Source organism: Pseudomonas sp. BT76 TE3572 (genome assembly GCF_050435365.1).
In the GTDB taxonomy this organism is placed as follows: Bacteria; Pseudomonadota; Gammaproteobacteria; order Pseudomonadales; family Pseudomonadaceae; genus Aquipseudomonas; species Aquipseudomonas fluorescens_W.
In genome coordinates this window covers 3,455,157-3,467,639 of record NZ_JBNDKE010000001.1, presented here as the reverse complement: position 1 = coordinate 3,467,639, position 12,483 = coordinate 3,455,157, and the positions used below count along the sequence as shown (strand labels likewise).

General features: G+C 60.6%; 11 protein-coding genes. 9 read left to right on the top strand and 2 right to left on the bottom strand.

The annotated features are described in order from the left end of the window. The first annotated feature begins 39 nt into the window (after nt 1–39). From ABH912_RS15885 to tldD, 3 genes are all read left to right on the top strand, one after another. Nucleotides 40–3,843: a YhdP family protein gene (locus tag ABH912_RS15885; protein WP_429511094.1), complete on the top strand. Its 3,804-nt coding sequence runs from the start codon at nt 40–42 to the stop codon at nt 3,841–3,843. Between the two features lie 70 nt (nt 3,844–3,913). Then, the gene (locus ABH912_RS15880; RefSeq protein WP_429511093.1) at nt 3,914–4,762 is read left to right on the top strand and encodes a carbon-nitrogen hydrolase family protein; all 849 of its coding nucleotides are present in this window, start codon (nt 3,914–3,916) and stop codon (nt 4,760–4,762) included. Between the two features lie 18 nt (nt 4,763–4,780). Beyond that, nucleotides 4,781–6,223, top strand: a complete 1,443-nt coding sequence (tldD, locus tag ABH912_RS15875; protein ID WP_033058018.1) for a metalloprotease TldD — start codon at nt 4,781–4,783, stop codon at nt 6,221–6,223. Nucleotides 6,224–6,272: 49 nt separating this feature from the next. Here tldD and yjgA read toward each other — a convergent pair whose 3' ends face one another. Next, nucleotides 6,273–6,797 carry a ribosome biogenesis factor YjgA gene (gene yjgA / locus ABH912_RS15870; RefSeq protein WP_033058015.1) on the bottom strand — a complete coding sequence of 175 codons (525 nt, stop codon included), beginning with the start codon at nt 6,795–6,797 and terminating at the stop codon, nt 6,273–6,275. 108 nt (nt 6,798–6,905) lie between these two features. On the opposite strand from yjgA, the gene pmbA reads away from it, so the two are divergent. The 6 genes from pmbA (at nt 6,906) to ABH912_RS15840 (ending at nt 12,145) form a co-directional block, all read left to right on the top strand. Then, nucleotides 6,906–8,252 carry a metalloprotease PmbA gene (pmbA, locus tag ABH912_RS15865; RefSeq protein WP_033058013.1) on the top strand — a complete coding sequence of 449 codons (1,347 nt, stop codon included), beginning with the start codon at nt 6,906–6,908 and terminating at the stop codon, nt 8,250–8,252. Between the two features lie 135 nt (nt 8,253–8,387). Beyond that, a complete protein-coding gene (locus tag ABH912_RS15860; RefSeq protein WP_429511092.1) occupies nt 8,388–8,795 on the top strand; it encodes a FagA protein in 408 nt (135 codons plus the stop codon). Beyond that, a complete protein-coding gene (locus tag ABH912_RS15855) occupies nt 8,776–10,152 on the top strand; it encodes a class II fumarate hydratase (RefSeq protein WP_429511091.1) in 1,377 nt (458 codons plus the stop codon). The genes ABH912_RS15860 and ABH912_RS15855 overlap by 20 nt, the downstream gene beginning before the upstream one ends. A gap of 27 nt (nt 10,153–10,179) precedes the next feature. Beyond that, nucleotides 10,180–10,608, top strand: coding sequence for a hypothetical protein (locus ABH912_RS15850; RefSeq protein ID WP_008148865.1), 429 nt, complete (start codon nt 10,180–10,182; stop codon nt 10,606–10,608). A gap of 1 nt (nt 10,609) precedes the next feature. After that, a complete protein-coding gene (locus ABH912_RS15845) occupies nt 10,610–11,221 on the top strand; it encodes a superoxide dismutase (protein WP_429511090.1) in 612 nt (203 codons plus the stop codon). A gap of 30 nt (nt 11,222–11,251) precedes the next feature. Then, the gene (locus ABH912_RS15840) at nt 11,252–12,145 is read left to right on the top strand and encodes a ZIP family metal transporter (RefSeq protein WP_429511089.1); all 894 of its coding nucleotides are present in this window, start codon (nt 11,252–11,254) and stop codon (nt 12,143–12,145) included. A gap of 53 nt (nt 12,146–12,198) precedes the next feature. Here the strand turns inward: ABH912_RS15840 and ABH912_RS15835 are convergent, their stop codons facing one another. Continuing rightward, complete coding sequence (locus ABH912_RS15835; protein ID WP_033058002.1) at nt 12,199–12,474, bottom strand: HPr family phosphocarrier protein; 276 nt, start codon at nt 12,472–12,474, stop codon at nt 12,199–12,201. Between the last annotated feature and the right edge of the window lie 9 nt (nt 12,475–12,483).

Sequence of the window (12,483 nt, the reverse complement as noted above, 5' to 3'; positions counted from 1 at the left end):
CAGCTTTTTGCAGTATTTTTGCCATGGGAGCCAACTGACATGGAACGTCTGACACGCATTTTAGCCGCACTGACCCGCTGGGGTCTGGGGCTGTGTGCGTTGGTATTGGTGTTGATGGCGTTGTACGTCAGCCTCGGCCGAGAGCTGACGCCGCTGGTGGCCGAGTACCGTGCCGAAGTCGAAGCCAAAGCCAGCGCTGCGTTGGGTATGCCGCTGAGTATCGGCGAACTGGAAGGCAACTGGAGCGGCTTTGCGCCGATCATGCTGGCTCACGACGTGATGGTCGGCGAGGGCGCCAATGCCCTGCGTCTGGATCAGGTGCGCGCGGTACCGGATCTTTGGGCCAGTCTGATGGCTCGTGAAGTGCGCATCGCTCACCTGGAACTCAGCGGCCTGAAGATCAGCCTCAAGGAAGGCGAGGACGGTCATTGGGCGCTGGAAGGTTTGCCGGTGCAGCAGGATCAGCCGCTGGATCCTGAGCAGTTGCTCAATCGCATGCAGATGGTTCAGCAACTGTCGGTACTCGATAGCCAGGTCACTTTGCAGCCACTCAAAGAGCAGCCGCTGACCCTGACTTACGTCGGTCTGAATCTGAAAACCGGCGTCTCCCGCCAACGACTCGACGCCCGTTTGACCCTGCCAGACGGACAACCGGTGGCCATCAGTCTGCGTACCCGTCTGCGCGCCAGCGAATGGAAAGACGGCGAGGCCGAAGCTTATTTGAGCCTGCCGCAAAGCGACTGGTCGAAATGGTTGCCTGAGCGCCTGACCCAACAATGGAATTTTTCCGAGATCAAGGCCGGCGGCGAGCTTTGGGTGAACTGGAACAAGGGCGCCCTGCAAAGTGCTGCGATTCGCTTGAACGCGCCGCAACTCAAGGGCGCGTACGCCGAGCGCAAGCCGATCCAGATCAACAATCTGGCGCTCAATGGCTATTTTCAGCGCAGTTCCGAAGGCGCTCTGATCACTCTGGATTCGCTGGCCATGAGCCTTGGCGAGACCCGTTGGGAATCGCACCTGCAACTCAAACAAAACGTGGCGACCGACAAGACTGAAGAGCTTTGGCATCTGCAAGCCGACCGCCTCGATCTCACTCCGATCACCCCGATACTGAATGCCTTGGGGCCGCTGCCCGAAGGCGTTGCTACGGCCGTCGAGCGACTCAAAGTGACCGGTGGCCTGCGCAACGTGCTGATCGACTTCCGGCCCAATGCCACCGACGACAGCAAATTCAGCTTTGCCGCCAACCTGGATCGGGTCGGCTTCGATGCCTATCACGGCGCTCCGGCGGCACGAAATGTCAGTGGCAGCATCAGCGGTGATCTGGGCGGTGGTGAGCTGCGCATGGACAGCAAGGATTTTTCCCTGCATCTGGACCCGATCTTCGCCAAGCCATGGCAGTACATTCAGGCCAATGCCCGACTGACCTGGAAACTTGATAAAGAAGCCTTCACCTTGATCGCGCCGTACCTGAAGGTGCTGGGCGAGGAGGGCAAGATAGCCGGCGACTTTCTGATCCGCCTGCATTTCGACCACACCCAGGAAGACTACATGGACCTGCGGGTCGGTCTGGTGGACGGCGACGGGAGCTACACCGCCAAGTACTTGCCGACAATGCTCAGCCCGGGGCTCGACGAATGGCTGCGTACGGCGATTCTCAAAGGTGCGGTGGACGAAGGCTTCTTCCAGTACCAGGGGTCGCTGAACCACGGGGCCGAGGATGCGGCGCGCAGCATCAGCCTGTTCTTCAAGGTTCACGACGCCGAACTGGCCTTCCAGCCAGGCTGGCCACATGTCAGCAACGTCACGGGTGACGTGTTTGTTGAAGACAGCGGTGTGCGGATCCTCGCCAGCAAGGGGCAGTTGCTCAATACCCAGGTCAGCGACATTTACGTCAATATTCCCCATGTGCCAGCGGGGCAAAGCGTCCATCTGTTCCTCGACGGCGGATTCGCTGGCGGGTTGGGCGATGGCCTGAAGATTCTCCAGGAAGCGCCGATCGGCACCGCAGCCACCTTTGCCGGTTGGGAAGGGGAAGGCGATCTGCGGGGCAAACTGAAACTGGACATTCCATTGGTCAAAGGCGAGCAGCCGAAGATCCTCGTCGACTTCAAGACCGCCAACGCCCGTCTGAAACTGGCCGAACCAACTCTGGAGCTGACTCAGCTCAAGGGCGATTTCCGTTTCGACAGCACCAAGGGTTTGAGCGGACAAAACATCACCGCGCGCGCCTTCGATAAACCGGTTACTGCACAGATTTTCGCCGATGGCAGCCCCGGCAACCTCAAGACTCGCGTCGCTGCCTCGGGCCAGGTCGAGGTCAAGAAACTGACTGACTGGCTGAGTGTGACTCAGCCGTTGCCAGTGTCCGGTGTGATCCCTTATCAGCTGCAACTGAATCTTGATGGGCCCGACAGTCAATTGATGGTCAGCTCCAGCCTCAAGGGCGTAGCAATCGATTTGCCGGCACCGTTCGGCATGGCGGCCGACGTCGGCCGCGACACCACGTTCCGCATGACCCTGCAGGGGCCGGAGCGGCGCTACTGGGTCAACTACGGTGAGCTGGCGAACTTCACGTTTGCGGCACCGCCCGGCAATTTTGCCGATGGTCGTGGCGAGTTGTTCCTGGGTGGCGGTAATGCCGTGCTCCCCGGCGCCAAAGGCCTGCGGGTGCGCGGTGTGCTGTCGGAACTGGACGTCGGCCCCTGGAAGGACCTGGTAGACAAGTACGCCGGCCAGGATCCGGGCGGCAACGCCAAACAGTTGCTCAGTAGCGCTGATTTGCAGATTGGCAAGCTCAGCGGTGTTGGCACTACGCTCGATCAGGCGTCGGTGCAGTTGAACCGCAAACCTGCCACATGGGCCTTGCAACTCGACAGCCAACAGGTCAAGGGCAGCGCCAGCATTCCCGATGCGAAAGCCGCGCCGATTGCGATCAATCTGCAATACGTGCGTTTGCCGGCGCCAGACCCGACGGTCCTGGCCGACGAAAACTCGCCAGATCCGCTGGCCTCGGTGGATCCGACGAAGATCCCGGCACTGGACATCACCATCAATCAGCTGTTCCAGGGCAAGGACCTCGTCGGGGCCTGGTATCTGAAAGTCCGTCCGACCGCCAAGGGCATTGCGCTTAATACGCTGGATCTGGGCCTCAAGGGCATTCTTCTGCAGGGCAGCGGTGGTTGGGAAGGTGTGCCCGGTTCAAGTAGCAGTTGGTACAAGGGTCGGATCAGCGGCAAGAATCTCGCCGATGTACTGAAGGGCTGGGGCTTTGCGCCGAGTGTCACCAGCGAAAATTTTCATATGGATGTCGATGGTCGCTGGCCGGGTTCGCCGGCCTGGCTGGCCACCAAGCGGTTCTCCGGCACCCTTGATGCGTCGCTGAATAAAGGCCAGTTCGTTGAAGTCGAGGGCAGCGCCCAGGCCCTGCGGGTATTTGGCCTGCTCAACTTCAACTCCATCGGCCGCCGACTGCGTCTGGACTTCTCCGACCTGTTCGGCAAAGGCTTGAGTTATGACCGGGTCAAAGGCCTGCTGGTCGCGACCAACGGCGTTTACGTGACCAAGGAGCCGATCCAGATGACCGGTCCGTCGAGTAATGTTGAGCTCAACGGCACGCTGAACCTGGTGGGTGACCAGATTGATGCCAAGTTGATGGTGACGTTGCCTGTGACCAACAACCTGCCGATTGCCGCGCTGATCGTTGGTGCACCGGCTATCGGCGGCGCGCTGTTCCTGATCGATAAGCTCATCGGTGACCGTGTGGCGCGCTTCGCCAGCGTCCAATACACCGTCAAGGGGCCGTGGAAAGAGCCAAAAATCACCTTCGACAAGCCTTTTTGACAACGCCACGCCGCGAGCCGATGGAGTAGCATGGCCGTAAGTATGTGTTGATTCCACATAAGGAAAGGCCATGTCTTTTGCGGTAATTCAAATGGTCAGCCAGAGCGATGTGCTGGCCAATCTGGCCCAGGCCCGTCGGCTGCTCGAGCAAGCGGCGGCCGGTGGTGCGCAGCTTGCCGTACTGCCGGAAAACTTCGCTGCGATGGGCCGTCGCGACATCGCCGACATCGGCCGCGCCGAGGCCTTGGGCGAAGGTCCGATCCTGCCATGGTTGAAACAGACCGCCCGCGACCTCAAGTTATGGATAGTGGCCGGCACATTGCCGTTGCCGCCGGTGGATCAACCGACGGCCAAAGTGCATGCCTGCTCGCTGCTGGTGGATGACCACGGCGAAACCGTTGCACGGTATGACAAGTTGCACCTTTTCGACGTCGATGTGGCGGACAATCGCGGGCGTTATCGCGAATCCGATGACTATGCTTATGGCAGTGGGGTTGTCGTGGCGGACACGCCCGTCGGTCGAGTCGGGCTGACAGTGTGTTACGACCTGCGCTTCCCGGAGCAGTACAGCGAATTACGCGCGGCCGGTGCGGAGTTGATTACCGCGCCGTCGGCCTTTACCGCGGTGACCGGCGCGGCGCATTGGGATGTGTTGATTCGCGCGCGGGCCATCGAAACTCAATGTTATGTGCTCGCGGCTGCCCAGGGTGGGACGCATCCGGGGCCGCGAGAAACCTGGGGTCATGCCGCAATCATCGACCCGTGGGGACGTGTGCTGGCGCAACAGGACCAAGGCGAGGCCGTGCTGCTGGCCGAACGCGATAGCAGCGAACAGGCGTCCATCAGGGCGCGGATGCCGGTGTCCAGTCACCGGCGCTTTTTCTCGCAGGGCGCACAGCGACCTGCCTCAGAACGATGAATTTAAGGCGTAAAGCATATGAGCGAGTTGTTGTCCTCAGTCAGTGAACACCTCCTGGCGCCCGGCGGCGTAACGATCGAGAGCCTGCAAGGTGTGCTCGGTGATCTGGCCGGCCCGGGCATCGATGCTGCCGACCTGTATTTCCAGGGGCAGATTTCCGAGTCCTGGGCGCTGGAAGACGGGATCGTCAAGGAAGGCAGCTTCAATCTCGACCAAGGTGTCGGCGTGCGTGCGCAATCGGGTGAGAAAACCGGTTTTGCCTACAGCAATGCCATTACTCTCGAAGCCCTCGGTGCCGCGGCCCGTGCTGCACGTTCGATCTCCCGCGCCGGCCAGAACGGCACGGTGCAAGCCTTCACGACCCAGGATGTCGCCCAGTTGTACGGGCCGGACAACCCGCTGGAAGTGATGACCCGTGCCGAGAAGGTCGAACTGCTCAAGCGTATCGACGTTGCGACTCGCGCACTCGACCCGCGTATCCAGCAAGTCACCGTGAGCATGGCCGGCGTCTGGGAGCGAATCCTCGTGGCTTCCACCGACGGTGGCCTGGCCGCGGATGTACGGCCGCTGGTGCGCTTTAACGTCAGTGTGATCGTCGAGCAGAACGGTCGCCGAGAGCGCGGCGGTCATGGCGGTGGCGGTCGTACCGATTACCGTTATTTCCTCAGCGATGACCGCGCCATGGGCTACGCCCGTGAAGCGCTGCGTCAGGCGCTGGTGAATCTCGAAGCCATCCCTGCGCCGGCCGGTACGTTGCCAGTGGTGCTGGGGTCCGGCTGGTCCGGCGTGTTGCTGCACGAAGCGGTCGGCCACGGTCTGGAAGGCGACTTCAACCGCAAGGGCAGTTCGGCCTACAGCGGGCGCATGGGCGAGATGGTTGCGTCCAAGCTTTGCACCATCGTCGATGACGGCACGCTGGCCGGGCGTCGCGGTTCCCTAAGCGTCGATGATGAAGGCACCCCGACCGAGTGCACGACACTGATCGAAAACGGCGTACTCAAAGGCTATATGCAGGACAAGCTCAACGCCCGCCTGATGGGCGTGGCCCGCACCGGCAACGGTCGCCGTGAATCCTACGCGCACCTGCCGATGCCGCGCATGACCAACACCTACATGCTGGCCGGCGAAAGCGACCCGGCGGAAATCATCGCCTCGGTGAAGCGCGGTATCTACTGCGCCAACCTCGGCGGCGGTCAGGTGGACATCACCAGCGGCAAATTCGTGTTCTCCACCAGCGAGGCGTACCTGATCGAAGACGGCAAAATCACTGCCCCGGTCAAAGGTGCGACGTTGATCGGCAACGGGCCGGAAGCGATGAGCAAGGTGTCGATGGTCGGTAACGATCTGGCGCTGGACAGCGGCGTGGGGACGTGTGGCAAGGATGGGCAGTCGGTGCCGGTGGGTGTCGGCCAGCCAACGCTGAAAATCGATGCGATCACTGTGGGTGGCACAGGATCGTAAAAGGATGGAGCTTCGGGTGAGCCGCTTGGCGACTCACCCGATTCGAGATTTAACGCAGACCGCGTTGAGTCTCGTCCAGCTCACGGATGTACTTGAAGATTTTACGGCTCGATGCCGGTGGCTTGTTGGTCGCCAGTTCGTGCTGGGCCTGACGGATCAGGGAGCGCAATTGCTGACGATCAGCCTCCGGGTAGTCGACCACGAACTTCTCCAGGACCGCATCGTCGCCCGCGATCAAGCGATCGCGCCAGCGTTCCAGGCCATGGAAACGTTCGTTGTACTGCCGGGTGGAGGCATCGAGTTGATCGAGCAGAGTCAGAATGGCGTCAGTGTCCTGATCGCGCATCAGTTTGCCGATGAACATGAGGTGCCGTTTACGCGCGATATTCGCGGTGTGCTTGGGCGCATCGGCCAATGCCCGGCGCATAGCGTCGGTCAACGGCAGTTTTGCCAGCAAGTCAGGCTTGAGCGTTGTAAGGCGCTCGCCGAGGTCAACCAGAGCATGAAGCTCGCGTTTAACCTGGGATTTGCTTTTTTCTCCCGTATCGAGGGAGTCGTCGTAAGAATCAACCATGGTGGCCGTCCGCAAAGAAACGCCGCCATGATAACCAGTCGGGGGCCGCTTGTCCGGCCCGGTCGCTCGAAGGCCCTAGCCGAAAGCAGAATTTGAGTGGAGAACAGCATGAGTGCAGTTGAAAGCGTCGGCCCACAAGCGTTGCCGGCACTGCAAGAACAAGTCGAGCAGATCATCGCTGAAGCCAAGCGCCAGGGTGCCAGTGCCTGTGAAGTGGCGGTGTCCCTGGAGCAGGGCCTGTCCACCTCGGTGCGTCAGCGTGAAGTCGAAACCGTCGAATTCAACCGCGATCAGGGCTTCGGCATCACCTTGTACGTTGGCCAGCGCAAGGGCTCGGCCAGCACGTCCGCCAGCGGTCCGGAGGCGATTCGCGAAACCGTCGCCGCCGCGCTGGCCATCGCCAAGCACACGTCGGAAGACGAAGCGTCGGGCCTGGCAGACGCCGCGCTGATGGCCAAGGATCTGCAGGATTTCGACCTGTTCCACGAATGGGACATCACCCCGGAGCAAGCCATCGAGCAGGCGCTGACCTGCGAAGCCGCGGCATTTGCTGCCGACAGCCGGATCAAGAACGCCGACGGCACCACCCTCAGCACCCACCAGGGTTGCCGCGTTTACGGCAACAGCCACGGTTTTATCGGCGCCTACGCGTCGACCCGGCACAGCCTGAGCTGCGTGATGATCGCCGAGGCCGACGGCCAGATGCAGCGCGATTACTGGTACGACGTAAACCGTCAGGGCAACTTGCTGGCCAGCCCGGAGAGCATCGGCCAGCGTGCCGCGCAACGGGCGGCGAGCCGTCTGGGCGCGCGTCCGGTGCCGACCTGCGAAGTGCCGGTGCTGTTTTCCGCGGAACTGGCCGGTGGCTTGTTCGGCAGTTTCCTCTCGGCGATCTCCGGCGGCAGCCTGTATCGCAAATCCTCGTTCCTTGAAGGCACGCTGGGACAGAAGCTGTTCCCGGAATGGCTGACCATCGATGAGCGTCCGCACCTGATGCGCGCGCTGGGCAGTTCGGCGTTCGACGGCGACGGTCTGGCGACGTACGCCAAACCGTTCGTCGAAAAGGGCGAGTTGGTCTCGTACATCCTCGGCACGTACTCTGGCCGTAAACTCGGGATGCCGAGCACCGCCAACGCTGGCGGTGTGCACAACCTGTTCGTCACCCATGGTGACGAAGACCAGGCAGCCTTGCTGCGCCGCATGGGCCGCGGCCTGCTGGTGACTGAATTGATGGGCCAGGGCCTGAACATGGTCACTGGCGATTACTCCCGTGGCGCGGCGGGTTACTGGGTCGAGAATGGTGAAATCCAGTTTGCGGTCCAGGAAGTGACCATCGCCGGCAACATGCGTGACATGTTCAAACAGATCGTTGCCGTCGGTAATGACCTGGAACTGCGCAGCAACATTCGTACAGGTTCGGTACTGATCGAGCGAATGACGGTAGCGGGCAGCTAACGCTTAACCGTTACACAAAAAGGCGCGCCACCCATCGTTGGGTGGCGCGCCTTTTTTGTGCGTAGATTTTCTCGGGGTTGTTTTGGTTCTCATTATCATCTAATAATAAATCTCATTACCGAATGAGCCCGGATCATGAGTTCTGCCTTGCACGAGCAGCCTTACCTCGAAAGCTGGCGCTGGATGAGTCGCCAGATCCGTTGCGCGATGGACCCTGACGAGCCTCGCCTGATCGAACATTACCTGGCCGAAGGTCGTTATCTCGCCTGTTGCACGGCAACCTCTCCCTGGACCATCGCCGAAACTTCTTTCCGTTTGTTACTCGACACCGCCGCCGATGTCGCGCTGCCCTGGCACTGGCGCACCTATTGTCTGGACCAGGCCTGGCGGCCGTTGCGTGATCTGGAACGCCTCTCTCTGTGCAAGTGCCGCCTCAAGCGCTGGCAGAGCTACACCTGGCAACTGGCGACCTGCGAGTTGCAGCCCTCGATTCCTCTCATAGAACTGGTGCAAGGATTTACAGATGACCAAGACACGTATTGAGCGCGACAGCATGGGCGAACTCCAGGTGCCGGTGGACGCTCTCTACGGCGCACAGACCCAACGAGCAGTGAACAACTTTCCCATCAGCGGCAAACCGATGCCCGTGCAGTTCATTCGCGCGCTGATCCTGGCCAAGGCCGCCGCTGCCCGCGCCAACGTCGAGCTCAAGCAAATCAGCGAATCCCAGGGCACAGCCATTGTCGATGCGGCGCTGGGTCTGCTCCAAAGCGACTTCATGCAGCATTTTCCGGTGGATATCTTCCAGACCGGTTCCGGCACCAGTTCGAACATGAACGCCAACGAAGTGATCGCCACCTTGGCCAGCCGCCTGCTCGGCGAGCCGGTGAACGCCAACGATCACGTCAATTGCGGCCAAAGCAGCAACGACATCATCCCGACCACTATCCACGTCAGTGCTGCGTTGGCGTTGCACGAGCAATTGTTGCCGGCGCTGGCACGTCTGGTTCAAGTGATCGAGCACAAGGCCGAAGAGGTTCATCACCACGTCAAAACCGGCCGCACTCACTTGATGGACGCAATGCCGGTACGCATGAGCCAGGTGCTCAACGGTTGGGCGCAGCAGCTCAAGGCCAACATCGGTCATCTGCAGGATCTGCTGCCGAGTCTGCAATCCCTGGCTCAGGGCGGTACGGCAGTGGGCACCGGAATCAACGCTCATCCGCAATTCGCGGCGCGTTTCAGTGAACAACTGAGCAAGCTGACCCAGGTGCAATTCCAGCCGGGCGAGGATCTGTTTGCGCTGATTGGCTCTCAGGACACGGCGGTCAGTGTTTCCGGTCAGCTCAAAGCCACGGCCGTTTCACTGATGAAAATCGCCAATGACCTGCGCTGGATGAACTCCGGCCCGCTGGCCGGTCTTGGTGAAATCGAGCTCGAAGCCTTGCAGCCGGGTTCTTCGATCATGCCTGGCAAGGTCAACCCGGTGATCCCGGAAGCGACCGCGATGGTCGCCGCTCAGGTCATCGGCAATGACACGGTTATCACCATCGCCGGTCAATCGGGCAATTTCGAGCTGAATGTGATGCTGCCGATCATCGCCCAGAACCTGTTGAGCAGCATCGAGTTGCTGGCCAACGCCAGCCATCTGTTGGGTGAAAAGGCTATCGCCAGCTTCAAGGTCAACGAAGCCAGGCTCAAGGAAGCGCTGTCGCGTAACCCGATCCTGGTCACCGCACTCAACCCGATCATTGGTTACCAAAAAGCCGCGGAGATCGCCAAGAAGGCCTATCAACAGGGCCGGCCGGTGATCGATGTCGCTCTGGAACACACCGACCTGACACGCAGCCAGCTTGAGGTCCTGCTGGACCCGGAAAAACTCACCGCAGGCGGCGTGTAATCGCCGCAACCGCTTTGGAGGCTCACCATGGAGCACTGGAAACGCACGATCGAAAGGGCTAATCGCTGTTTCATGCTGGGCGAACTGGTGGATGCCCGCGAGGCTTACTTGCAGGCATTGGCCCTGGCCCAGGTGTTGTTCGAGCGCTGGGCAGATGCCGACGAGGCGGTCGCGGCCTGCGTGATTTCCCACCACAACCTGGCGGATCTGCATTTGCGTCTGAACCAGCCGGAGGAGAGCGCCGAGTACCTGTGCGCCATCCACCAGCGATTGTTGCAGACTATGCAGGACCCACGACTGGCCCCAGCCCTGCGTGAAGCAGCGCTGCGCCAGAGCAGCAAAACCTACGTCGAGCTGCTGAATTTCATCAGCGAACACGGCGAATACCCGCGCACGCATCGATTGCTGCACATCGATGCCGCCTCGCCTGCGCCCCTACATCATGGAGTTCATTGAAATGGCTTTTACCTTGCCTGCCTTGCCCTACGCCTACGATGCGCTGGAACCGCACATCGATGCGCAGACCATGGAAATCCATTACACCAAGCACCACCAGACCTACATCAACAACCTCAACGCTGCGGTGGAAGGCACCGAGTTTGCCGAGTGGCCGGTGGAGAAACTGGTGTCTGCTGTCCAGCAACTGCCGGAGAAGCTGCGCGCGGCGGTGATCAATCAGGGCGGCGGGCATGCCAACCATTCGCTGTTCTGGGAAGTGATGGCGCCCAACGGCGGCGGCAATCCTGAAGGCTCCCTGGCTGAGGCGATCGATGGGCAACTGGGCGGCCTGAGCCGTTTCAAGGAAGCCTTCACCAAAGCCGCGCTGACTCGTTTCGGCAGCGGCTGGGCGTGGCTCAGTGTGACGCCGCAAAAGACACTGGTCGTTGAAAGCAGCGGCAATCAGGACAGTCCATTGATGAACGGCAATACACCAATCCTCGGCCTGGATGTCTGGGAGCACGCTTATTACCTGCAATACCAGAACCGTCGCCCGGAATACATCAACGCGTTTTACAACGTGATCAATTGGCCTGAAGTCGCTAAGCGCTATCAGGCTGCACTGGTTTAAGACTTCTGCAAAAACAATCCAAGGCTGGCTATGGGCACTGAAACATTGGCGATCGGTAGTGGGCGAATGTTTCGTTACGCATTCGGGTCGCTGTTACTGCTGGCAGGCATGACGTTGTTGGTTGCCCAAGGCTTGGCGTGGCTGGACCTCGAGCCGAAACTGCTGCGCGCGCTGCAAGGCGGGGCGATCTGCGCCTTGGGCACTGCCTTGGGCGCGGTGCCCGTGCTGGTGATTCGACGGATGCCCCAGGCGGTCAGCGATACGCTGCTCGGCTTCGGGGCCGGGGTGATGCTCGCAGCAACAGCGTTTTCGTTGATCGTTCCGGGGATCTCTGCCGCTGAAAACCTGGGGCTGACGCCTTGGGCGGCGAGCGGACTGATCAGTTTCGGCATCATGCTGGGTGCGTTTGGGTTGTTCCTGGTTGATCGCAAGGTGTCGGGTGCGTCGCCGGAAATGCTTGTAGGCACGCTGGAGCGGCCGGTCATCCCGCCGCGAATCTGGTTATTTGTGTTTGCGATCATTGCCCACAACATCCCCGAGGGCATGGCGGTTGGTGTGTCGGCGGGGGGGAGCATGCCCGACGCCGATAGCCTGGCCATGGGCATCGCCTTGCAAGATGTGCCGGAAGGTCTGGTAATCGCGCTGGTTTTGGCCGGGGCAGGGATGTCGCGGGTCAAGGCGTTCCTGATCGGTGCTGCGTCAGGTCTGGTCGAGCCGGTTTTTGCACTGTTGTGTGCCTGGCTGGTGAGCCTGGCCGAATTGTTGTTGCCCTTGGGGTTGGCACTGGCGGCTGGGGCGATGTTGCTGGTGGTCACCCATGAAGTCATCCCCGAGTCGCGCCGCAATGGTCACGACAAGCTTGCAAGTCTTGGGTTGCTGATCGGGTTTTGCTTGATGATGGTGATGGATACAGCGTTGGCTTAGTGGCTGAGCACGAACTTTGTAGCAGCCTTCGGCAGCTGCTACAGGGCGAGGCGTTATTCGCCTTCGCCGAAGTAGTCATTGATCAGATTCACCAATGCCTGCAGCGCCTCATCAGCCTGTTCACCTTCGGTGCTCAGGTGGATTTTGGTGCCCTTGCCCGCAGCGAGCATCATCATTGCCATGATGCTTTTTCCGTCGACGGTGGATTCCGGCGTGCGTCCTACTCTGATCGTGCAATCCTTGAACTCACCGGCAACGCCAACGAATTTTGCAGAAGCGCGGGCATGCAGGCCCAGCTTGTTGATGATTTCAATTTCCAGAGCAGGCATCGCGGTGTG

Coding starts and splice junctions, on each gene's coding strand:
- yjgA (WP_033058015.1), bottom strand. CDS start 6,797: ATGGTTGATTCTTACGACGACTCCCTCGATACGGGAGAAAAAAGCAAA.
- ABH912_RS15845 (WP_429511090.1), top strand. CDS start 10,610: ATGGCTTTTACCTTGCCTGCCTTGCCCTACGCCTACGATGCGCTGGAA.
- ABH912_RS15835 (WP_033058002.1), bottom strand. CDS start 12,474: ATGCCTGCTCTGGAAATTGAAATCATCAACAAGCTGGGCCTGCATGCC.
- ABH912_RS15840 (WP_429511089.1), top strand. CDS start 11,252: ATGGGCACTGAAACATTGGCGATCGGTAGTGGGCGAATGTTTCGTTAC.
- ABH912_RS15855 (WP_429511091.1), top strand. CDS start 8,776: ATGACCAAGACACGTATTGAGCGCGACAGCATGGGCGAACTCCAGGTG.
- ABH912_RS15880 (WP_429511093.1), top strand. CDS start 3,914: ATGTCTTTTGCGGTAATTCAAATGGTCAGCCAGAGCGATGTGCTGGCC.
- tldD (WP_033058018.1), top strand. CDS start 4,781: ATGAGCGAGTTGTTGTCCTCAGTCAGTGAACACCTCCTGGCGCCCGGC.
- ABH912_RS15885 (WP_429511094.1), top strand. CDS start 40: ATGGAACGTCTGACACGCATTTTAGCCGCACTGACCCGCTGGGGTCTG.
- pmbA (WP_033058013.1), top strand. CDS start 6,906: ATGAGTGCAGTTGAAAGCGTCGGCCCACAAGCGTTGCCGGCACTGCAA.
- ABH912_RS15860 (WP_429511092.1), top strand. CDS start 8,388: ATGAGTTCTGCCTTGCACGAGCAGCCTTACCTCGAAAGCTGGCGCTGG.
- ABH912_RS15850 (WP_008148865.1), top strand. CDS start 10,180: ATGGAGCACTGGAAACGCACGATCGAAAGGGCTAATCGCTGTTTCATG.